At 68.2% G+C, this 19,525-nt stretch carries 21 protein-coding genes; 10 read left to right on the top strand and 11 right to left on the bottom strand.

All coding sequences use genetic code 11. The features are described from left to right. Window positions 1-584 precede the first annotated feature (584 nt). On the top strand, window positions 585-2,012 hold the full coding sequence (locus tag OG558_RS43540) for a DHA2 family efflux MFS transporter permease subunit (RefSeq protein WP_405068264.1): 1,428 nt from the start codon (window positions 585-587) through the stop codon (window positions 2,010-2,012). Continuing rightward, on the top strand, window positions 2,005-2,619 hold the full coding sequence (locus OG558_RS43535; protein ID WP_405068263.1) for a TMEM175 family protein: 615 nt from the start codon (window positions 2,005-2,007) through the stop codon (window positions 2,617-2,619). Before OG558_RS43540 ends, OG558_RS43535 begins: the two co-directional genes overlap by 8 nt. On the opposite strand, the gene OG558_RS43530 is transcribed toward OG558_RS43535, so the two are convergent. The 9 genes from OG558_RS43530 to OG558_RS43490 form a co-directional block, all read right to left on the bottom strand. Then, window positions 2,612-4,183, bottom strand: a complete 1,572-nt coding sequence (locus OG558_RS43530; protein WP_405068262.1) for a carboxylesterase/lipase family protein — start codon at window positions 4,181-4,183, stop codon at window positions 2,612-2,614. The genes OG558_RS43535 and OG558_RS43530 overlap by 8 nt on opposite strands. Before the next feature lie 56 nt (window positions 4,184-4,239). Then, on the bottom strand, window positions 4,240-4,998 hold the full coding sequence (gene cobF / locus OG558_RS43525; protein ID WP_405068261.1) for a precorrin-6A synthase (deacetylating): 759 nt from the start codon (window positions 4,996-4,998) through the stop codon (window positions 4,240-4,242). 19 nt (window positions 4,999-5,017) lie between these two features. Continuing rightward, on the bottom strand, window positions 5,018-5,374 hold the full coding sequence (gene frdD, locus OG558_RS43520) for a fumarate reductase subunit FrdD (RefSeq protein ID WP_405068260.1): 357 nt from the start codon (window positions 5,372-5,374) through the stop codon (window positions 5,018-5,020). After that, window positions 5,371-5,751 (bottom strand): fumarate reductase subunit C, encoded by a 381-nt coding sequence (locus tag OG558_RS43515; protein ID WP_329480250.1) that lies wholly within the window; start codon window positions 5,749-5,751, stop codon window positions 5,371-5,373. The genes frdD and OG558_RS43515 overlap by 4 nt, the downstream gene beginning before the upstream one ends. Next, window positions 5,748-6,491: a succinate dehydrogenase/fumarate reductase iron-sulfur subunit gene (locus OG558_RS43510; RefSeq protein ID WP_405068259.1), complete on the bottom strand. Its 744-nt coding sequence runs from the start codon at window positions 6,489-6,491 to the stop codon at window positions 5,748-5,750. The genes OG558_RS43515 and OG558_RS43510 overlap by 4 nt, the downstream gene beginning before the upstream one ends. A gap of 2 nt (window positions 6,492-6,493) precedes the next feature. After that, window positions 6,494-8,236 (bottom strand): fumarate reductase (quinol) flavoprotein subunit, encoded by a 1,743-nt coding sequence (gene frdA, locus OG558_RS43505; protein WP_405068258.1) that lies wholly within the window; start codon window positions 8,234-8,236, stop codon window positions 6,494-6,496. 12 nt (window positions 8,237-8,248) lie between these two features. Next, complete coding sequence (locus OG558_RS43500; protein WP_328519072.1) at window positions 8,249-8,482, bottom strand: hypothetical protein; 234 nt, start codon at window positions 8,480-8,482, stop codon at window positions 8,249-8,251. Window positions 8,483-8,566: 84 nt separating this feature from the next. Beyond that, entirely contained in the window at window positions 8,567-10,063 is a 1,497-nt protein-coding gene (gene zwf, locus OG558_RS43495; RefSeq protein WP_405068257.1) for a glucose-6-phosphate dehydrogenase, read from the bottom strand. 71 nt (window positions 10,064-10,134) lie between these two features. Next, window positions 10,135-10,512, bottom strand: coding sequence for a VOC family protein (locus OG558_RS43490; RefSeq protein WP_405068256.1), 378 nt, complete (start codon window positions 10,510-10,512; stop codon window positions 10,135-10,137). A gap of 143 nt (window positions 10,513-10,655) precedes the next feature. On the opposite strand from OG558_RS43490, the gene OG558_RS43485 reads away from it, so the two are divergent. From OG558_RS43485 to OG558_RS43470, 4 genes are read left to right on the top strand one after another with little or no spacing between them, the layout of a single operon-like run. Next, the gene (locus tag OG558_RS43485; RefSeq protein WP_329480240.1) at window positions 10,656-10,985 is read left to right on the top strand and encodes a YciI family protein; all 330 of its coding nucleotides are present in this window, start codon (window positions 10,656-10,658) and stop codon (window positions 10,983-10,985) included. Continuing rightward, the gene (locus OG558_RS43480) at window positions 10,982-12,169 is read left to right on the top strand and encodes an RNA polymerase sigma factor (protein ID WP_329480238.1); all 1,188 of its coding nucleotides are present in this window, start codon (window positions 10,982-10,984) and stop codon (window positions 12,167-12,169) included. Before OG558_RS43485 ends, OG558_RS43480 begins: the two co-directional genes overlap by 4 nt. An 18-nt stretch (window positions 12,170-12,187) precedes the next feature. Continuing rightward, window positions 12,188-12,817, top strand: coding sequence for a maleylpyruvate isomerase family mycothiol-dependent enzyme (locus tag OG558_RS43475; protein WP_405068255.1), 630 nt, complete (start codon window positions 12,188-12,190; stop codon window positions 12,815-12,817). After that, entirely contained in the window at window positions 12,814-13,197 is a 384-nt protein-coding gene (locus tag OG558_RS43470) for a VOC family protein (protein WP_405068254.1), read from the top strand. Before OG558_RS43475 ends, OG558_RS43470 begins: the two co-directional genes overlap by 4 nt. Here OG558_RS43470 and OG558_RS43465 read toward each other — a convergent pair. Then, complete coding sequence (locus OG558_RS43465) at window positions 13,194-13,400, bottom strand: hypothetical protein (protein ID WP_405068253.1); 207 nt, start codon at window positions 13,398-13,400, stop codon at window positions 13,194-13,196. The genes OG558_RS43470 and OG558_RS43465 overlap by 4 nt on opposite strands. A 186-nt stretch (window positions 13,401-13,586) precedes the next feature. Here OG558_RS43465 and OG558_RS43460 point away from each other — a divergent pair, with 186 nt between their 5' ends. The 3 genes from OG558_RS43460 to OG558_RS43450 all read left to right on the top strand — a co-directional run bounded on the left by OG558_RS43460 (window position 13,587) and on the right by OG558_RS43450 (window position 17,389). Then, the gene (locus OG558_RS43460) at window positions 13,587-16,193 is read left to right on the top strand and encodes an ATP-binding protein (RefSeq protein WP_405068252.1); all 2,607 of its coding nucleotides are present in this window, start codon (window positions 13,587-13,589) and stop codon (window positions 16,191-16,193) included. Window positions 16,194-16,295: 102 nt separating this feature from the next. Beyond that, window positions 16,296-16,547, top strand: a complete 252-nt coding sequence (locus OG558_RS43455; RefSeq protein ID WP_405068251.1) for a DUF4242 domain-containing protein — start codon at window positions 16,296-16,298, stop codon at window positions 16,545-16,547. A gap of 2 nt (window positions 16,548-16,549) precedes the next feature. Then, window positions 16,550-17,389 carry an alpha/beta fold hydrolase gene (locus OG558_RS43450; RefSeq protein ID WP_405068250.1) on the top strand — a complete coding sequence of 280 codons (840 nt, stop codon included), beginning with the start codon at window positions 16,550-16,552 and terminating at the stop codon, window positions 17,387-17,389. Here the strand turns inward: OG558_RS43450 and OG558_RS43445 are convergent. Further along, entirely contained in the window at window positions 17,338-18,351 is a 1,014-nt protein-coding gene (locus tag OG558_RS43445) for an aldo/keto reductase (protein ID WP_405068249.1), read from the bottom strand. The two genes, OG558_RS43450 and OG558_RS43445, sit on opposite strands and share 52 nt — an antisense overlap. 120 nt (window positions 18,352-18,471) lie before the next feature. Here OG558_RS43445 and OG558_RS43440 point away from each other — a divergent pair, with 120 nt between their 5' ends. Then, a complete protein-coding gene (locus OG558_RS43440) occupies window positions 18,472-19,434 on the top strand; it encodes an AraC family transcriptional regulator N-terminal domain-containing protein (protein WP_405068248.1) in 963 nt (320 codons plus the stop codon). The last annotated feature ends 91 nt before the right edge of the window (window positions 19,435-19,525 follow it).

Genomic DNA, 19,525 nt, shown 5'->3' with positions numbered 1-19,525 from the left:
TTCAACGACTCGACGAAGGGTGCGATAGGTGGTGGATCGGGGCGTTGGGTGGGGGTCGTGATCTTGCTAGAGATCTCGTGTAGCTGATCGGCGGGTGTCCCAGGCGGGCTGATGGGGTTGTCGTTGTGGACGATGACGTGGGCGTGGTCGGTGGGGTGGACTGTGTCCGCGTAGAACTGTTGGGAGGGGGCGTAGCGGCTGCGGTAGCGGCGTTCTACCTCGGTGGCGGATCTGGACGGGGTCTGGTCTCGGGTCCTTCGATCGTCGCGCGATGACGTCGCGGCCCTGCGCGCGCAGTACGACGGCGAGCTCGTCGGCCAGCGTGGTCTTGCTGACGTCGGGGGATCCGTCGATGGTGACCGCGTCGGGTGCGCGGCCGGAACGGATTCGACCGCCTCGGCCAGGCGGCCGAGCAGCTCGCCGCGGGTGCCGTTCGCCATGCTCTGCCGCCGATCCCTGCGTCGTGAAATGTTGCGTCGAGCTCACCCTGTGGCGATCCGGGGTTGATCCGATAAAGGATCGTCTAGTACGGGACTATCTGTTATGGTCGTTCTTGTCAGATCAGTACGACAAGGAGACGACCGATGTCGGTAGATGTTCTGGGTTCTTCGAGCACGAGTGGCAGGGCTGCGCCGGGGCGCGTGAGGTCGCTGGTCGTGCTGTGTGTGATGCAGTTGATGATCATCTTGGACGCGACCGTGGTGACGGTCGCGTTGCCAACGATTCAAGGGGATCTGGGGTTCTCGCAGGCGGGGCTGGCGTGGGTGATGAACTCGTACTTGATCGCCTTCGCGGGACTGCTTCTGCTGGCCGGGCGGATCGGGGATCTGATCGGCAGCAAGCGGGTGTTCGTGGCCGGGCTCGGGCTGTTCACCGCGGCCTCGCTGCTGTGTGGACTGGCCGGCAGTTCGGAGGTGCTGATTGGCGGGCGGTTCCTGCAGGGTGTCGGTGGTGCCCTGGCCTCAGCGGTGATCCTGGGCATGATCGTCAACCTCTACCCGGGTCCGGGTGAGCAGGCGCGGGCGATGGGGGTCTACAGCTTCACCTCCGCGAGCGGCGCGTCGATCGGACTGATCTTCGGCGGAGTGATCACGCAGACCGTCGGCTGGCACTGGGCGTTTCTGATCAACGTGCCGATCGGACTGACCGCGCTGGCGTTTGCGTCGCGATTCCTCGCGCAGGAGAAGGGCCTCGGCCTCGGGAAGGGCGCTGACGTGCTGGGCGCCGTACTGGTGACCGCAGGTCTGTCCCTGGGCGTCTACACGATCGTCCAGACCGCCGAGCCGCACGCGACGCTCCTGCGCACGCTGATCCTGGCCGCGGTCTCGATCCTCCTGCTGGCGGCGTTCGTACTGCGTCAGGCCCGCATCGCGAACCCACTGCTGTCCCTGCACATCTTCCGCAAGCGTCAGTTGACCGTGGCAAACGTCATCGTCGTGCTGCTGTTCGCAGCCGGCTTCGGCTTTCAGTTCACGACTGCGCTCTACGTGCAGCGAGTGCTCGGCTATGACTCGCTCACAACCGGACTGGCCTTCCTGCCCGCGCCGATCATGAACGCCGTGATGTCGCTGTCCATCGCACCCCGTCTGACCGTCCGCTTCGGTCCGCGCACCATGCTCAAAGCAGGTCTGGCCGCCTTCCTCGTGGCGCTGCTCTGGATCAGCCAGGCACCAGTGGACGGTTCGTACGTCGTCAATGTCGCTCCCGTACTCGCGGTGATGGGCGCGGGGATCGGACTGGCCATCCCGGCCGCGATCATGCTGGCCATGTCCGGTGCGGACGCCAAGGACGCCGGACTCGCCTCAGGCCTGAACAACACCGCACAGCAGGCCGGTGCGGCCGTCGGGACCGCCGTACTGGCGACACTGGCCGCTTCCACGACGACGAACCGGCTGGCTGACGGTGCAAGCGACGTACTGGCGCTGCGGGACGGCTACAGCGTCGCGTGGATCACAGCGGCCGCCTTCGTCCTGGCAGCCCTGCTACTCGCTACTGTTGTCGGCCGTGAGTAAGACGAGGGATCCCGACCGGCTGGTCCTGTTCACCGATGCGGTCGTCGCGATCGCGATCACGCTGCTGATTCTGCCGCTGGTGGACGTGGTCACCGAGGCCAAGAGCCACGGGGTCGACGCGGTCGGCGTGATCACCGAGAACAAGGCGCAGATCTACGCGTTCCTGCTGAGCTTCGTGGTGATCTCGAGCTTCTGGCTCGGCCACCACCGGGTGTTCGAGCACGTCAAGGCCTACACCCCGGCCATCATGCGGCTGAACCTGCTGTGGCTGCTCACGATCGTGGTGCTGCCGTTCCCGACCCAGATCGTCGGCGTCTACGACAGCGACCAGTTCACCGCCGGCCTCTACACCGGCACGATCCTCCTGCTCAGCATCTGCCAGTCCGCGCTCACCTGGATGGTCCGCGGGCATCAGGAGCTCGAGGACCCGGACAACCCGGTCAGCAGCCGGGAGCTCGCCGGCTCCCTCGTGATGACCGGGTTGACCCTGGTCGCCTTCCTCCTGGCGGCCTTCGTGCCCGGAGTGCACTTCTATGCGCTACTGCTGCTACTCCTGTCGCCGATCGCGCTGCGCGTCTGGGCTCGGCGGCCCCAAAAGGTCAGCTGAGTTCCGCCCAGAGGGCGCAGTGGTGTTCGGTGCTGAGGTTCACCGGCTGGATGCCGCCCTGGTCCGTCGGAGCCAGTGACAGGCCGTTGATGGTCTGACTGCTGGTCGGCGACCAGTGCGGCCGGTCCGGTCCGTTCGGGTTGCCGGTCCGGGCGAACGCCGTCCAGTAGTCGATCATCTGGTTCGACAGCCGTTGCTGCGTCTGCGGCATCGGGAAGTCGTAACCACCAAGCCGGAACAGATACGGCAGCTCCATGGCGTGCGCGGCGCCCAACCCGGGTTGGGCGATCGGCGAGTGCTTGTCCGCGAATTCGTACGTGTACACAGGCACCTTGCGAGCGGCCTGCTGGTCGCTGGCGATCTGCGTGCACGACCAGATCCGATCCGTGGTGACCGCGCCCCACGCTGCCGCCGGCGACTCGTACCGGTCGAGTGGGTACTGCCGCAGGACCTTCGGAGCCTGCTGGGCGCCCACCATGTTGGTCACCAGTTGCGGGTAGTCCTTGATGTCCCCGAACGCGGCCACCCACCCGTTCGCCTCGTCGTGGTTGTTGCCGGAGATGATCGGGACGCGGTGGAACAGTCCGGCCTTCATGGCCGTTGCCGGACTCAGTGGCACCGCTGCGGTGCCGCCGTACCCGACCTGGGTGAAGTTGAGTGTGTCCTCGACCAGTACGTCGGACTTCACGGCGCGGAGGCAGTCGAGCATGGACTGGCCGGGCTTGCAGGCCAGCTTGGCCTTGTTGCCGTCGGCCCATTCCTTGCCGTTCGCCTGAACACGGCTGACTGGGATCCAGGGTGAGTCCGCGGCCTGACCCGGGTACTGGCTGTTGTCGGCCCAGTTGAAGGCGCAGGAACCGCTCTGCATGATCGCCTTCGCAAACAGCCCGGCGGAGGTCGGTGAGGTCAGCTGTGCGCAGACACTCATGCCGCCGGCGGACTCACCGGCCACGGTGACGTTGCGCGGGTCGCCACCGAAGGCCCGGGCATTGCGTTGCACCCAGCGCAGGGCTGCCTGCTGGTCCTGGATGCCATAGGTGCCGGAGCCCGGCAGACCCGGGTAGCCGAAGAACCCGAAGATGCCGAGGCGGTAGTTGACCGTCACGACCACCACGTCGCCACGGGCGGCGAACTTGGACGCCTCATAGCTGTTGCCGGCGCCGGTGAAGAACCCGCCACCGGGAATCCACACCACGACGCCCCGCGGCTTCGGCGACGAGGCTGCCGGCGCAGTGACGTTCAGATAGAGGCAGTCCTCGGCCGTGGCGCCGTCCGGTGCCTCGGAGTTGGGCTGCTGCGGACACGGGTTGCCGAGCGCCGACGCGCGCACCCCGGCCCACGGCTTCGCCGGCTGCGGCGCCTTCCACCGCAACGCGCCCACGGGGGGAGCGGCGTACGGAATGCCGTCGAAGACCCGCGCGTCCCCGACTGCCTTGCTCGCCACGAGTCCGGCATCAGTTCGTACGACGTCCTGTTGCGCGGCCGTACTCGGCTCCGCGGAACCCACCAAGAGCCCGGCCGGGGCGACCGCCGCGGCCAGCATCACCAAGAGTTTCTTTGTCATGCCGGAAGCGTCGCCTTGATCCCGCCTCCTCCGCTTCGGCCCGAAGGCCAACCCACCTACACCTTTGGTCTACGTCGCAGCAGGTAGGTGTCCATGATCCAGCCCTTCCGTTCGCGGGCCTCGGCGCGGACCTTCTCGATCTCGGCGGCGACCTCGCGGAGTGGGCCGGAGATGAGGATCTCGTCGGGGGTGCCGAGGTAGGCGCCCCAGTAGATGTCGGCGTCCTGGTCGAGGTGCTCGGTGAACGCGGTCTGCGCGTCGAGCATCACGACCACATCGTCCACGTCGTCCGGCCACGCCTTCGCGAGCCGCCGGCCGGTGGTGATCTGGATCGGGCGGCCGACCTGGTTCAGTCCGACCCGGTGCCGCGCGGCCAGCGTCGACACGCTGCTGATCCCTGGGATCACCTCGACCTCGAAGGCCAGTTCGCCCCGCGCCAGGATGTCGTCCAGGATCGCCAGCGTGCTGTCGTAGAGCGAAGGGTCACCCCAGACCAGGAACGCGCCGACCTGATCCTCGCCGAGCTCCGACGCGATCAGCTCCGCACACACGTCGGCCCGGCGGCGACGCCAGTCGTCGACGGCTTCGACGTACGCGCTGGTGGTCCGGTCCCGCTCGGGGTCCCGGCCGACCACCACGCGATGGTCCTGGGCGTACCGCCGCAGGATCTCCGACCGCAGGTCGACCAGCTCTTGCTTGACCTCACCCTTGTCCAGCACGAAGAACACGTCGACCCGTTTCAGCGCCGACACGGCCTGCATCGTCACCTGCTCGGGATCACCCGCTCCGACGCCGATCACCACGATCTCCCGCATTGGCGCAGCCTATGACACCTCAGACGGAGACCAGCAGGCCGGCGGCGATGACGGATCCGACGACAGCACCGCCGTAGCACAGGATCACGATCGGTACGGCGTACCGCTTCAGCTGCAGGCCGTCGTACAGGGTGTAGCGGAAGCGGTGTGCCCAGTGGAACAGGGCCAGCGTGCACACGCCGAACAACACCAGTCGGGTCAACGGATTCCGCAGTACGGCGAACAGGTGCGCATGCGTCGGCGGCGTCAGCCAGTCGAGCGGGAACGCGATACCGAACAGGAACAGCAGCACCGGGATCATCAGAGCGGCGACCATGCCGCCGGAGCTGAACAGCATCCAGAGGAACGGCTCGGGGGAGCGGGAGCGGCGGTTCATCGGAGCACCACCCAGGCGACGATCGCCGACAGCACCACCCAGGCGAGGTAGTGCGCGGCGACGACCTGCCGCGGCGGCAGCCGCCCCCCACGCACCTTGACGACCATCGCCCTGGGCGCCAGGGCGAACCATGTCACCACGTGCAGCAGTATGAAGAGCATCGCGAGCACGTTGATCGCGACCACCCACCAGTGTCCACTCCGCTCCAGGAACCGCTGGTACGACGCGTCGCCGTCACTCACCGCGTTGACCAGCAGCAGCAGATACACCACGGACCACGCGACGAAGACACTGCTCAACTCGCGCAGAACGAAGAGCAGATACGAGCGGCGCTCCAGCCACCAGAACAGGTGGACCGGCCGCTGATAGACGCTCATCGCCGGCGCCGCGGCATCAGCAGGTCCTTGATCGCCTGGGTTGCCGCGGTCAGTTTGTACCGCTGGATCGCGCCCGCCGGGTCCACGCCCTTCGGGCAAACCGCACTGCACTCACCGACGAAGGTGCAGGCCCAGATGCCCTCGGGTGACGTCAGTACGGCGCTACGCTCGTCCGCACCCTCGTCCCGCGAGTCGAGGTTGTACCGCTGCGCGAGCGCGATCGCCGCCGGCCCGAGGAAGTCCTGGTCGAGGCTGTAGACCGGGCAGGCCGAGTAGCACAGCATGCAGTTGATGCACATGCTGTACTGCTGGTACTCGTCCAGCTCCTCCGGCGTCTGCAGATACTCGCCCTGCTCGACCGGGCTCTGCACGTCCCGGATTACCCACGGCTGGACGGTCGGGAGCTTGTCCATGAAGTCGCCGATGTCGACCACGAGATCGCGGATCACCGGGAAGTTGTTCAGCGGCTCGACCCGGATCGGACCGGGTGCGTAGTCGGTGAGGAACGTGGCACAACTCAGCTGGGGCTCGCCGTTGACCGTCATGCCGCAGCTGCCGCAGATGCCCATCCGGCACGACCACCTGAACGACAGTGTCCCGTCCAAGTGGTCCTTGACGTAGGCGAGCCCGTCGAGGATTGCCCAGTGCTCGCGCAGCGGCACTTGGTAGGACTGCATCACCGGTTCGGTGTCTTCCCCGGGCCGGTAGCGCGCGACCTCGAGGGTGATCTCGTCTGCCATCACTACCTCCCGTACACCCGTTCTCCGGGTGGCCACCGCGTGATGGTCACCGGCAGATACGAGACCCGGCGGGTCCCGTCCGGTTGGCGCCGTACCAGTGAATGCGCCAGGAAATGGTCGTCGTCGCGGGCCGGGAAGTCGGTGCGCTGGTGGGCACCGCGCGACTCCTCCCGGCGCGCCGCGCAAGCGATGATGCTCTGGGCAACATCGAGCATGAAGCCGAGCTCGAGCAGTGCGACCAGCTCGGTGTTGAAGTTCTTGCTGTGGTCGTCGATTGCCGCATGCTCGTACCGCAGCTGCAGCTCCTCCAGCCGATGCGCCGCCTTGGCCAGCGAGTCGCCGTCCCGATAGATGCCGGCCCCGTTCTCCATCGTGGTCTGCATCTCGGTCCGGATGTCCGCGATCCGCTCGTGGCCCTCCGCGTGCCGGGCCAGCTCCTCGGTGAGCCTGCGCTCCTCGTCGCGGCCCTGCGCTTCGACTGCCTTGGGTACGGCGTTGTGGTAGCGGCCGGCGAACACCGCGGCGGCCCGGCCGGCCCGATTGCCGAACACCAGACACTCCGGCAGCGAGTTCGACCCCAGTCGATTGGCGCCGTTGATGCTGACGCAGGCCACCTCGCCGGCGGCGTACAGACCCTCGACTGACGTCGCGCCCCGGATGTCGGTATGGATCCCGCCCATCATGTAGTGCACCACCGGACGCACCGGGACCAGCGAGGTCACCGGGTCGATGTTCTGGTACTTCGAGCACAGCTCGCGGACGAACGGCAGCTTGGCGTCGATCAGCTTCGCACCCAGGTGCCGCAGGTCCAGATTCACCACCGGCCCGTACGGCGTGTCGATCGTGCGGCCCTTCTCCTCTTCGTGCACGAACGCCTGCGACAACCGGTCGCGCGGTCCGAGCTCCATGCTGCGCAGCTCCGGGGTCGGGGACGGCGTACCGAGGTCGTAGTCCTGCAGGTAGCGATAGCCGTCCTTGTTGAGGAGCCAGCCGCCTTCGGCCCGCGCCGCCTCGGTGATGAGGATGCCGGTGAACGGCAGGCCGGTCGGGTGGTACTGGACGAACTCCATGTCCTTCAGCGCCGCGCCGGCCCGGTAGGCGAGGGCCATCCCGTCGCCGGTCTTGATGTTCGCGTTGGTGGTGAACGGGTAGACGCGCCCGCAGCCGCCGGTGCACACGATCACCGTGCTCGCTGTGATGGTCTCGATCCGCCCGGTCGCCAGTTCGATCGCGACGACGCCGTACGCGCGACCGTCGTCGACCAGGATCTTCGTGACGTACCACTCGTCGTACCGGATGATGTCGGAGTACGAGAGCGCGGTCTGGAACAGCGTGTGCAGCAGGTGGAACCCAGTCCGGTCGGCCGCGAACCAGGTCCGCCTCTTCTTCATGCCGCCGAACGCCCGGACGGCGATCCGGCCGTCCGGCTGACGGCTCCACGGGCAGCCCCAGTGCTCCAGCCGGAGTAGTTCGCGCGGCGCCTCGGCGACGAACGCCTCGACCGCGTCCTGGTCACACAGCCAGTCGCTGCCGGACACCGTGTCGTAGGCGTGTTCGTCGAGGCTGTCGTCGTCGGCGGCAACGGCCGCGGCGCCACCCTCGGCCGACACCGTGTGGCTGCGCATCGGATACACCTTCGACACGACCGCCACGCGCAGCGCCGGATTCGTCTCGGCCACCGCAATGGCCGCACGGAGCCCCGCGCCGCCGCCCCCGATCACGACCACGTCATGAAACGTGCTCATCGATTACCCCAGTCAGGCCTCATGGTCGCCGCTGTGTTCGTCCAGCAGGATCTTGCCGTCGTGGCGCACGGTGCGGATCCGGACACTGCCGTCATGGAACTCGTGCCGAATCCGCCGGCACCCACAGGCGTAGCTCACGTCGTCGAACCGGAAGCCCTCGAAGTCGTCCTCCTGGCTCCGGTCCGCATCCCCCACCCGCCCGCAGGGCGCCTGTTCCGCCGTCAGATGCGTTTTTGTCCCTGTCATTCGCCAACCCCCTCAACGCTCGAAGGTGTTTGTGACTCACATCACACCTCGATAGTGCGCCTCGGTCCGGGCGGCGGCAATGGCTTACTGCTTGGCTTCGCGCCACTCGCGTTCGAAGGGCAGGCGCCAGGCCCGCGGGGCGATCAGTTGGTGGATCGCGTTCGGGCCCCAGGTGCCCGGCGCGTAGGGCTTGACCGGCGGCGGGTCGTCCAACAGGATCGCGGACCGGTCCCACAGCGATTCGATGCCCTCGGCGGTGGTGAACAGGGTGTGATCGCCGCGCATCGCGTCCAGGATCAGCCGCTCGTACGCCTCCAGTACGTCGCCCGCGCTCCCGGTCTCCTGGGTCGAGAACTGCATCGACAGCTTCTCCAGCCGCATGCCCGGACCGGGCCGCTTGCCGTAGAACGAGAGCGACACCCGGGACGAGTCGGCCAGGTCGAAGGTCAGGTGGTCCGGACCCTCCGAGCCGACCCCGGAACCGGTCGGGAACATCGTCTTCGGCGCCTCCTTGAAGGCGATCGAGATGATCCGCATGCCTTCGGCCATCCGCTTGCCGGTGCGCAGGTAGAACGGCACCTCGGCCCAGCGCCAGTTGTCGATCTCGACCTTCAGCGCGATGAACGTCTCGGTGTCGGAGTCCGGCGCGACCCCGTCCTCATTGCGGTAGCCGGAGTACTGGCCGCGGACCACATCAGTGGGCTGGATCGGCAGCATCGACCGGAAGACCTTGTTCTTCTCCTCCGAGATCGCCCGCGGCTCCAGGGCGGTCGGCGGCTCCATCGCGACGAAGGACATCACCTGCATCAGGTGGGTGACGACCATGTCCTTGAACGCGCCGGTCGGCTCGTAGAACGTGGCCCGCTGGTCCAGCCCGAGTTCCTCCGGGATGTCGATCTGCACGTGGTCGATGAAGTTGCGGTTCCAGATCGGCTCGAACAGTCCGTTCGCGAACCGGAACGCGAGGATGTTCAGCGCGGCTTCCTTGCCGAGGAAGTGGTCGATCCGGAAGATCTGCGACTCGTCGAAGGTCTCGTGCACGAAGTCGTTCAGCTCGATCGCGCTGTCCAGGTCGTCGCCGAACGGCTTCTCCATCACCACCCGGGCCCGGTCGACCAGATCCGCGTCGCGCAGCATCACGATCACCGCCTGCGCGGCCTTCGGAGGCACCGACAGGTAGTGCAGCCGGCAGGCGTCCGGCCCGAGCTTCTCCTCGGCCGCCTTGACGGCCGCGGCCAGCGCCTCCGGCCCGGCCGCGACCGGCACGTACTCGAGCCGGTCGGCGAACTGCGCCCACTCCTCGTCGGACATCCTGTGCGTGCCGAACCGCTCGACCGCCTCCCGCGCCCGGTCCCGGAACTCGTCGCAGGTGAGCTCCTCGGTCGCCGTACCGATGATCCGTACGTCGGGCGCGAACTTGGACTGCTGCAGATACGCCAGGCCCGGCAGCAACTTGCGCTTGGCGAGGTCGCCGGTGGCGCCGAACAGCACGATCACGTGCGGCGCGAGCGGCTCTTGATCCCGTCGCGAGGGCCGCGACCCGGGCGCCGGGTACGCAATGGTCTGGGTACGGTCAGGCATTCAATCCTCCCGAGGACACCACCGGAGCCAACACACTCCGCAGTGTAGGTGGCTCCGGTGACGCTCAGACGTCAGGCGGATTGCCAGAGTCCCAGGATGTTTCCCTCCGGGTCCTCGAAGTACGCGGCGAAGCCCATGTCGCCGACCGGGAGCTTCTCGCCGACCTGCTTGCCGCCGAGGCTCTCGACGGTCTTCAGCGCCGCATCGAGGTCGTCCACGTCGATCGTGAGCACCGGCCCGCGGAGCGCCTCGGTGCGCTCGAACATCCCGCCGTTGATGAAGCCGGCCTCGGACGGCACCGCGTGCTCGTCCACCGGTCCGGTCGACGCCATCGTGTAGTTCATCTCCGGCATCTCCGTCAGGTTCCAGCCGAACGCCTCCCGGTAGAACGCCCGGGCCCGGTCGCCGTCGCTGTACGGAACCTCGAAATGCACTACTCGCCCTGCCATCGCACACCCTCCCTGGTGATCAGTTCGCTCTCGACGCTAGACCCGGTCCGGCGTCGCTTCCAGACCTCGACGCTTACCGTGGAGGTGTCTGTTTCCGGCGGGTCCGTTCGTCGGTCGAGTGAGACCGGCTCTGGAGGAGGACCGTGAAGTACCTGCTGATGATCTGTGGTGACGAGTCGCACGCGAACGACGGCTGCGGCGGCTGGTCGGAGGAGATGGAGCGTCGCGGCGTGGTCGAGGGCGGGGCCGGACTGCGGCCGCCGACCGAGGCGACGACGGTCCGGGTGCGCGACGACGAGCTGCTGCTCACCGACGGGCCGTTCGCCGAGACCAAGGAGCAGATCGGCGGTTTCGTGCTGATCAACTGCGCCGACCTGGACGAGGCGATCGAGATCGCCGCCAAGCACCCGGCGGCGGGCTACGGCACGATCGAGATCCGTCCGGTGTTCGAGCCGCCCCCGGGAGTCGTGTGACGTTCGAGGAGGTCTACCGGCAGGAGTGGGGCCAGGTGGTCGCCACCCTGATCCGCGTGACCGGGAACTGGGAGCTGGCCGAGGAGTGCGCCCAGGAGGCGTTCGCCGCGGCCCTGGAGCGGTGGCCGCGGGACGGCGTACCGGACAAACCCGGTGCCTGGCTGACCACCACCGCACGCAACCGTGCGATCGACTGGCTGCGCCGTGAGGCCGTCGGCGCCGCCAAGCTCCAGGAGGTGGCCGCGATGACGTATGAGCCGGACCCGCAGTACGACGTACCGGACGACCGGCTGCGCCTCATGTTCACCTGCTGCCACCCGGCGCTGGCGATGGAGGCCCGGGTGGCGCTCACGCTGCGGACGCTGGCCGGACTGAGTACGGCGGAGATCGCACGGGCGTTCCTGGTCCCGGAGACGACCATGTCGAAGCGGCTGACCAGGGCCAAGCAGAAGATCCAGCACGCCGGAATCCCGTACCGCGTCCCGCCGGCACACCTCCTGCCAGAGCGGACGCCCGCCGTACTGGCTGTGCTCTATCTGCTGTTCAACGAGGGCTATTCAGATGTCGTGCGCACCAGTCTGAGCGGTGAGGCGATCAGACTGGCCAGACTGCTCGTGCAGCTCATGCCGGACGAACCTGAGGCCGCCGGACTGCTCGCACTCATGCTGCTGCACGACGCGCGACGTGACACGCGCCTGACCGCGGACGGCGTACTCGTGACCCTGGAGGACCAGGACCGCACTCGCTGGGACCACGCCGTGATCACCGAGGCCGAGAGCTTGCTGGACAGCACTCTCCGGCGCGGCGCACCGGGGCCTTATCAAGTGCAGGCAGCCATAGCGGCTTGTCACGCGACAGCTCGTACGGCGGAGGACACGGACTGGCCGCAGATCGCCGGACTGTACGGACGGCTCAAGCAGACTCCGGTGATCGCGCTCAACCGCGCGGTCGCGATCGGCATGGCGGACGGACCGGCCGTGGGACTGCGACTGGTGGACGACCTGGCTGCCGGGCCGCTCGCCGGCTACCACCTGCTGCCTGCGACCCGCGCCGACTTCCTCCGCCGTCTCGGCCGCTTCCCGGAGGCGGCCACGGCGTACCAGGAGGCCCTCGGTCTGGCCGCGACCGACGCGGAACGCCGGTATCTGCAGAACAGGTTGCGGCAGGTGTCTGTCGGCGCCTGATCCGTTCGTCGGTGGGGTATGACGGATATCAGAGTGGCCGTGGCGGGAGAGCGGGCCGATCTCGCCGACGTGCTGGCCGGACTGGCGGACGACGACTGGGACAGGGCGACGCTGTGCGCGGGCTGGCGGGTCCGCGAGCTCGTTGCTCACATCACCATGCCCTATCGGCTGTCCACACCACGCTTCTTGGTGGGGTTGGCCAAAGCTCGAGGCAACTTCGATCGGTTCGCCGATCGCCAGGCTCGCCGCGACGGTCGTGAGCTCTCGGCCGCCGAGCTGCTGGATTGTCTGCGGCAGAACATCGACCACCCCTGGAAGCCGCCGGGTGGCGGCTACCAGGGCGCGTTGTCGCACGACGTGATCCACGGCCTCGACGTGACTGTTGCCCTCGGCATCGACAGGCAGGTGCCCCTGGACCGGATGCGCCTCATCCTCGACGACATGAACCCACGGCAGCTCAAGTACTTCGGCGTGGACGTCACCGGCATCCGGCTCCAAGCCACCGACCTCGAGTGGACCTACGGCACCGGCGAACCACTCACCGGCACCGCCCAGGACCTCCTCCTGGTCCTCTGCGGCCGAACCCTCCCGCCCAACCACCTGTCCGGCCCTGCCGCCGACCGCTTCACCGCTGGAGTGACCCGATGATCATCAGCCTCCCGATCGAGGACCGTCCGCGCTCGCACGCCTTCTACCAGGAGGCTTTCGGCTTCAAGCCAGTCGGTGAGCTTGCGGAGGACGGCATACCCGAGCCCTTGCAGTTCGCCTTGACCGACGACGTGCGGCTCATGCTGATCCCGACCGGCGGCTTCGGCTGGGTCCTCGGCGACCAGCCGGCCGCACCGGCCGGCACCAGCGAGTGCATTCTCAGCGTCCACGCCGATAGCGAGTCCGCCGTCGACGCCCTCGCCGCGAAGGCGGTGGCCGCCGGTGCCGAGCTGGTCACTGCGCCGATCCGCAAGCCCTGGGCCTACATCGCCACCTTCACCGACCCCGACGGCCACCTCTGGATGGTTGAAACCGCCTAGACCGGTCGGCCCCGCGGATCGGCCGCCTGCAGGCCGCCCACAGCCGAGCGCCGGAATCGTCTTGCCCGCAGTGCGTCGATCCGTCGACTGAGCCAGGACTGCCGACCGGACCGCGCCGCGCGGACAAGACGATGGTGCTCCGCTTGGCGGAGCAGATCATCCTGCCGGGCTTCGGCCATCGCCTTGCTGAGGTAGGGATGCATGTTGAGTTCCTCCGTAACCGAGAGGAGCGACGACCGCTCCTCCGACGAGCGTCAAGCAGACGGAGGGACTCTCGAATCGGCGTCGAGCGCCCATCTCGGCGACCGATCCACCTACCTTCCGTGCCGTGCTACCCATTCCGGTGGCGGGTGTTTACGGTGAGTCTGAACCGGTCCCACACTGGGCTCATGGGTTTGCTCGAGCGCGACAGCGCTCTCGAGGCATTGACGCAGTACGCAGCACAAGCCCGTGCCGGCGAGGGGCGGGTAGTTCTCATCTCGGGCGAGGCCGGCGCCGGTAAGTCCGCCTTGCTGGAACAGCTGCAACGAGAGCTCGTCGATGTCTGCTGGGTCGGCGGCACGTGTGACGGCCTGTTCACGCCCCGGCCACTCGGCCCGTTGTTCGAGATCGCCGAGCAGTTGGGGGGTGAACTGCTCGACGCGTGCCGCAGCGATACGGGGCGCGACGAGCTGTTCAGCGTGCTGCTACGCCGCCTGTCGGCCCCAGGTCCGCCGGTCGTCGTCTCGATCGAGGATCTGCACTGGGCCGACGAATCAACGCTTGACCTCGTCCGGTTCCTCGGCCGTCGGATCCGTACGACGCCGTCGCTGCTCCTCGTCACCTTCCGTGATGATGCGCTCGGGTCGGACGAGGCGCTGCGCATCGCCCTGGGTGGACTCGCCGGCGAACGAGCGATGCGTCGGGTGACTGTTCCCGCGCTGTCGGCGGACGCGGTCGCGGTCCTTGCCGCCGGCAGCGGACTTGCGGCCGACGACGTGTACCGGCTGAGTGGCGGGAACGCGTTCTTCGTCCATGAGATCGTGAGGTCCGCGAGCGAGCTGCCCGCTTCCGCGCGCGACGCCGTACTCGCTCGCGTCGCGCGGCTGAGCGATTCGGCGCGAGCTGTGCTCGACATCGCGGCCGTCGCCGGCCTCCACGTCGATCTGGGCCTGCTCGAGTCGTTGGGCACGGCGGTTCGCGATCTCGACGAGCTCGTCGAGGCCGGCGCGCTGGTCAGCGACTCGGAATCGCTGCGGTTCCGCCACGAGATCAACCGGCGTGCTGTGGCGAGCGAGATACCCGTGCATCGCAAGGCTGCGATCCACGCCCAGCTCCTCGCGGCGTTGCAGCGCTCGGGCGGTACCGACGAGGCGGTGCTGGCCTGTCACGCCGACGGTGCCGGAGACCAGGCCGCGGTCCTGCGCTATGCACCGGCCGCCGGGCGGCGGGCAGCCGACCTCGGCGCACACCGCGAGGCTGTCGAGCATTTCGAGTCCGCAGTGCGCTTCGCCGGCCAGGTCACGCCGCGAACGGCTGCCGACCTGTATTCCCGGCTCGCGGCCGAGGCGTCGGTGATCGAACGCTGGCAGCTGGCTCTCGACGCCGGCCAGCGAGCGCTGGAGCTCTGGACCGAGGTGGCCGATGCGCTCCGTTTGAGCGACGCGATGCGTTCGTTGTCCGCGACGATGTGGCGCCTCTGCCGGGGTCGGGAGTCGATGGAGCTTGCTGTCGCGGCCGTCGACGTCGTCCGCGACGGCGGCGCGACCCCGGAGCTGGCCCGCGCCTACGCACAGCTGGCGCAGCTGCGGAGTCACCACGGCGAGGTCGAGGCTGCGTCGTTGCTACTGCGCCGCGCGGGCGACCTGGGCGACGCGCTGGACCTCCCGGATGTCCGTAGCGACGTGGCGAACACCCGAGCCATCGTCGCGTGGACTTCCGGTGAAGAGTGGATGCCCCTGCTGCGCCGCGCGCTGGACATCGCCCTGGACACAGGAGCTCACGAGCAGACGGCGCGTGCCTACGCGAACCTGTGTACTGCGCTGTGCGACTTCGGCCGGCTCGCGGAAGCCGAGGCGTATTACGTGCGGGGTGCGGCCATGTGCGACGAGACCGGCATGACCCGGTTCGGGATCTGTCTGCGCGCCACCTGGGGCGAGATTCTGCTGGGTGTGGGCCGGTGGGACGAGGCGGTCGACGTGTGCCGGCAGGTTCTCGCGAGCGGCGCTTCGCGGTTCAACCGGCTCTCCGCCGCGACCGTGATCGGCCGGGTACATGCCCGGCGGGGCGACGGTGATCCGTGGCCCTACCTGGACGAAGCGGTGACCAGCGCCGACGCGACGGAGCGCCCGGACCTCATCGCGCTGACCCGATCCGCACGGGCGGAGGCGCACTGGCTGGCGGGGAATCTCGACAGTGCGCTGCATGACGTCACCGTCGGGAGTCTCCACATCGAGCGGGCCCACGAATGGCTCCAGGGCCAGATCGCGACCTGGCAGACGCGTCTCGGTGTCGCCGTGACGCCGTCGCCGACCAGGCTCCCGGAGCCGCACGCCCGGTCGGTGAGCGGGGACTTCGATCGTGCGGCCGAACTCTGGGACGCTATCGGCAGTCCCTTCGACGCCGCGCTCGCCCTGCTCGACTCCGGTTCGGAGCCGGGGATGCGGGAGGCGTTGCGCCGCTTCGACACCGTCGGCGCGGACGCGGCCGCGAGGCTGACGCGCCGGCGGATGCGCCGGCTCGGCCTGCGCGCGATCCCTTCCGGTGCGCATCCATCGACCCGCTCCGACGCGGCCGGTATGACCCGCCGTGAGCGCGAGGTGATGACGTTGGTCGCGGCCGGGCAGTCGAACGCGACCATCTCCGCGCAACTGGTGATCTCACCGCGGACCGTCGAGCACCATGTGGCCGCGATCCTCGCCAAGCTCGGAGTCGCATCGCGAACGCTCGTCGCGGCCGAAGCTCGCCGCCGTGGCCTGCTGGAGGCTCCCGACCGGCCGGGCGCAGCAACAAACTAGGTCGCTACGCGCGGAACCTGGGTGCTCACTACGGATCACCCGAACGACCTCGCCGGCATAGGTTCGCTGCGAAATGACCAAGCGACCGAAAGAGTGTGAATCATGCCGCTGTACATGGACATCCACAACTTCACCGACGGCGTCTCGGCAGAAGACGTCGCCAAGGCGCACGCCGCCGACCTGCAGACCGAAGCCGGCTACGAGGTGCGGTATCTGCGGTACTGGGTGAACGAACGCCACGGCAAGGTGTTCTGCCTGGTCGAAGCCCCGTCGGCAGAGGCGGCGTCGACGGTGCATCGCGAAGCGCACGGTCTCGTCGCCGACGAGATCTTCCAGGTTCAGGAAGGAGTCTGACGATGGCCGGACTTGCCTTTCACCGAACCGGAACCGGACCGCCGCTCGTGCTGTTGCACGGCATCGGGTGTTCGCACCGAGTGTGGTCTCCGGTCGTCGCCGCACTCGCCGAGCACTTCGACGTCATCGCCGTTGATCTTCCTGGCTTCGGGGACTCGCCGCCGCTGGCAGCGGGGGTGGAACCGCATCCGGCCGCGCTGGCGGATGCAGTCGCCACCTTTCTCGACGGTCTGGGCATCGTTGCCCCCATTGTCGCCGGGAACTCGCTCGGTGGGTGGATCGCCCTTGAACTGGCCGACATCAGGCCGACCGCCTCTCTCGTACTGATCTCGCCTGCGGGCCTCTGGCCGAGGAGTACGCCGCTGTACAACCGGCTCAGCCTGCGGGGGACGAGGTGGCTCGCGCGGACCTGGGTCAAGCCGCTGTCGCGGTTGGTGAACCACAGGTTCGGACGTGCGCTCGTGCTGCGCCAGATCGTTGGCCGGCCGTCCCAGACCAGCCCTGACGTGGCCCGCGCGATGGTGTGGGACATGGCGACGAGTCCCGGCTTCGACGCGACCCTGGACGCCACCCGCGATCGGCGCTACCTGGCCGGGCCGGGGTTGGAAGTGCCGATCACGGTTGCCTTCGGCTCGCGGGATCTCCTGCTGAGGCGCCGTTCGCGCCACGTCGAGCAACTCCCGCCCCGCCCTCGATTCGAGACGCTGGCCGGCTGCGGCCACGTCCCGATGAGCGACGACCCGCTCGCCGTCGCCGCCCTGATGACAGCTGCGGCCCGCCGGGCCTCTTCTCAGCGGCGCCGGAGAGAGGCGTGTTCGATCGCCGGCGGGGTGGCGTCGTAGTTGTCGGCCGGGTCCAGTTCGGTGCCGGGTGCAACGATCTCGTCGATCCGGTCGAGGATGTCGCCGGACAGTTCGATCGCCGCGGCAGGCAGGAGGCTGTCGAGTTGCTCCTGCGTGCGCGGGCCGATCAGCACCGACGTCACCGCCGGGTGTGCCCGGACGAATGCCGTGGCCAACTGCGGCAACGGCAGCCCGGCCTCGTCGGCGAGTGCGGTCAGCTTCGCCACCGCGGCGGTCTTCGCCTGGCCGGTCGGGGTGGATGGGTCGTAGTGGGACGGCCGTGTCGACGCTCGGTGCGACGACGCCTGGTTCGCCCGGCCGGACAGCCAACCGCTGTTCAGCGGACTGAACGTGAGTACGCCGAGGTCGTACCGCTGGGCCACCGGGAACACGGACGCCTCCGGCCGGCGGGTCAGGATCGAGTACATGGTCTGCTCGGTCAGGAACCGGTGCGTCCCACGGCGTTCCGCGGTCCACTGCGCCTCGACGATCGTCTCGGCCGGGAACATCGACGATCCGAACGCCCGGATCTTCCCGGCCTGCACCAGATCGGACAGAACCGACAACGTCTCGGCGGGATCGGTGTCGTGGTCCGGGCGATGCAGTTGGTACAGATCGAGGTGGTCGGTGCCGAGCCGGCGCAGGCTGTTCTCGACCGACCGCATGATCCAGCGGCGGGAGGCGCCGCGCTGATTCGGGTCAGCACCCATCGGCAGGCCGAACTTGCTGGCCAGTACGACGTCGTCGCGCCGGCCGCGGATCGCCGTACCGACGATCTCCTCGGACTCACCGGCCGAGTAGACGTCGGCGGTGTCGATCAGGTTGATGCCGGCGCCGAGGGCGCGGTGGATGATCCGGACCGAGTCCTCATGGTCCTGGTTGCCCATCGCGCCGAACATCATCGCGCCGAGGGCGACGTCGCTGACCGAGATACCGGTCGCGCCGAGAATTCTGCGTTGCACGGGGTGGTGCCTTTCTCGAGATTGCTGGTACCTCTCGATCAGAGCACCACGGGACCCCGGATCGTGAGCACGTTGCTGGCACCGGCTTGCGCGATCCTGCCAACTTGGTTCACTGGGGGAGTGGACCTGCTCGACGAACTCCGGACGCTCATCCTTCGGCACGCGGCCGGGCAGCGTGGGCACAGCGTGACCCTGATCGACGGTGTACAGGTCAGTCGGCGCGACGAACCCAACGGGCCGACCGCCGGAATGGCCAAGCCGTCGGTCGCGATCGTCGCGTCCGGCGTCAAGCAGACCCTGCTCAACGGTGTCCCGTACGAATACCGCGCCGGGCAGTTCCTCGTCACGTCACTGGACCTTCCGGTCATCGGCCAGGCGCTGAAGGCGAGCCCGGACGAGCCGTTCGCCGTGGTCAGCCTGCGGCTCGACCCGCTGGAGATCGCGCCCCTGCTGCTCGAGACGCCGCCCCGGCCCCCGCAGTACGGCGGTCTGGTGGTGAGTGACGCGACACCGGAGTTGCTCGATCCCGTCGTACGTCTGTTGCGCATCGCTGACCGTCCGGACGACGTACGGGTGCTGGCGCCGGGGATCCGGCAGGAGATCCTGTGGCGCCTGCTGACCGGTGAGCAGGGTGCTCTGGTCCGCCAGATCGGTCTGGCCGACGGCATGCTGGCTCACATCTCGCAGGCGATCCGCTGGATCCGCCGAAACTACAGCGAACCGATTCTCGTCGCCGAGCTGGCCGACTTGGCCGGCATGAGTCAGTCGACCTTCCACCGGCACTTCCGCGCGGCGACCTCGATGACCCCGATCCAGTTCCAGAAGCAGATCCGCCTGCAAGAGGCAAGGGTGCTGCTCCGGACCCAGGCCGCCACCGCGGCCGACGTCGGCTACCAGGTCGGCTACACGAGCGCCGCCCACTTCACCCGCGCTTACCAAAAGGCCTTCGGCCGAACCCCAGGCGAAGACCGAACAAAAGTCCAGCGCTCGCATGCGTCTCATCCCCTCAGGGGTGATGCGAAGGCACGAGCACACGGAGTATCCAGTAGACGACGTGGGCGTGACGTTGACGGACAGGGCTGACGAGATGACGACGGTGATTGTGGGCCGAGTGGCGGCGGCTACCTCGACGGGGGCACGCTCGCCCGCCGCCTGTTCACCACGCTCAACGGCC

Source organism: Kribbella sp. NBC_01510 (assembly GCF_045040325.1).
In the GTDB taxonomy this organism is placed as follows: Bacteria; Actinomycetota; Actinomycetes; order Propionibacteriales; family Kribbellaceae; genus Kribbella.
This window is presented reverse-complemented; position numbering and strand designations above follow the sequence as displayed.

Excerpts from the sequence above, each read along its gene's own strand:
- OG558_RS43540 (WP_405068264.1), top strand. The coding sequence starts at position 585 with ATGTCGGTAGATGTTCTGGGTTCTTCGAGCACGAGTGGCAGGGCTGCG.
- OG558_RS43530 (WP_405068262.1), bottom strand. The coding sequence starts at position 4,183 with ATGACAAAGAAACTCTTGGTGATGCTGGCCGCGGCGGTCGCCCCGGCC.
- cobF (WP_405068261.1), bottom strand. The coding sequence starts at position 4,998 with ATGCGGGAGATCGTGGTGATCGGCGTCGGAGCGGGTGATCCCGAGCAG.
- frdD (WP_405068260.1), bottom strand. The coding sequence starts at position 5,374 with ATGAACCGCCGCTCCCGCTCCCCCGAGCCGTTCCTCTGGATGCTGTTC.
- OG558_RS43515 (WP_329480250.1), bottom strand. The coding sequence starts at position 5,751 with ATGAGCGTCTATCAGCGGCCGGTCCACCTGTTCTGGTGGCTGGAGCGC.
- OG558_RS43510 (WP_405068259.1), bottom strand. The coding sequence starts at position 6,491 with ATGGCAGACGAGATCACCCTCGAGGTCGCGCGCTACCGGCCCGGGGAA.
- frdA (WP_405068258.1), bottom strand. The coding sequence starts at position 8,236 with ATGAGCACGTTTCATGACGTGGTCGTGATCGGGGGCGGCGGCGCGGGG.
- OG558_RS43500 (WP_328519072.1), bottom strand. The coding sequence starts at position 8,482 with ATGACAGGGACAAAAACGCATCTGACGGCGGAACAGGCGCCCTGCGGG.
- zwf (WP_405068257.1), bottom strand. The coding sequence starts at position 10,063 with ATGCCTGACCGTACCCAGACCATTGCGTACCCGGCGCCCGGGTCGCGG.
- OG558_RS43490 (WP_405068256.1), bottom strand. The coding sequence starts at position 10,512 with ATGGCAGGGCGAGTAGTGCATTTCGAGGTTCCGTACAGCGACGGCGAC.
- OG558_RS43475 (WP_405068255.1), top strand. The coding sequence starts at position 12,188 with ATGACGGATATCAGAGTGGCCGTGGCGGGAGAGCGGGCCGATCTCGCC.
- OG558_RS43470 (WP_405068254.1), top strand. The coding sequence starts at position 12,814 with ATGATCATCAGCCTCCCGATCGAGGACCGTCCGCGCTCGCACGCCTTC.
- OG558_RS43465 (WP_405068253.1), bottom strand. The coding sequence starts at position 13,400 with ATGCATCCCTACCTCAGCAAGGCGATGGCCGAAGCCCGGCAGGATGAT.
- OG558_RS43460 (WP_405068252.1), top strand. The coding sequence starts at position 13,587 with ATGGGTTTGCTCGAGCGCGACAGCGCTCTCGAGGCATTGACGCAGTAC.
- OG558_RS43455 (WP_405068251.1), top strand. The coding sequence starts at position 16,296 with ATGCCGCTGTACATGGACATCCACAACTTCACCGACGGCGTCTCGGCA.
- OG558_RS43450 (WP_405068250.1), top strand. The coding sequence starts at position 16,550 with ATGGCCGGACTTGCCTTTCACCGAACCGGAACCGGACCGCCGCTCGTG.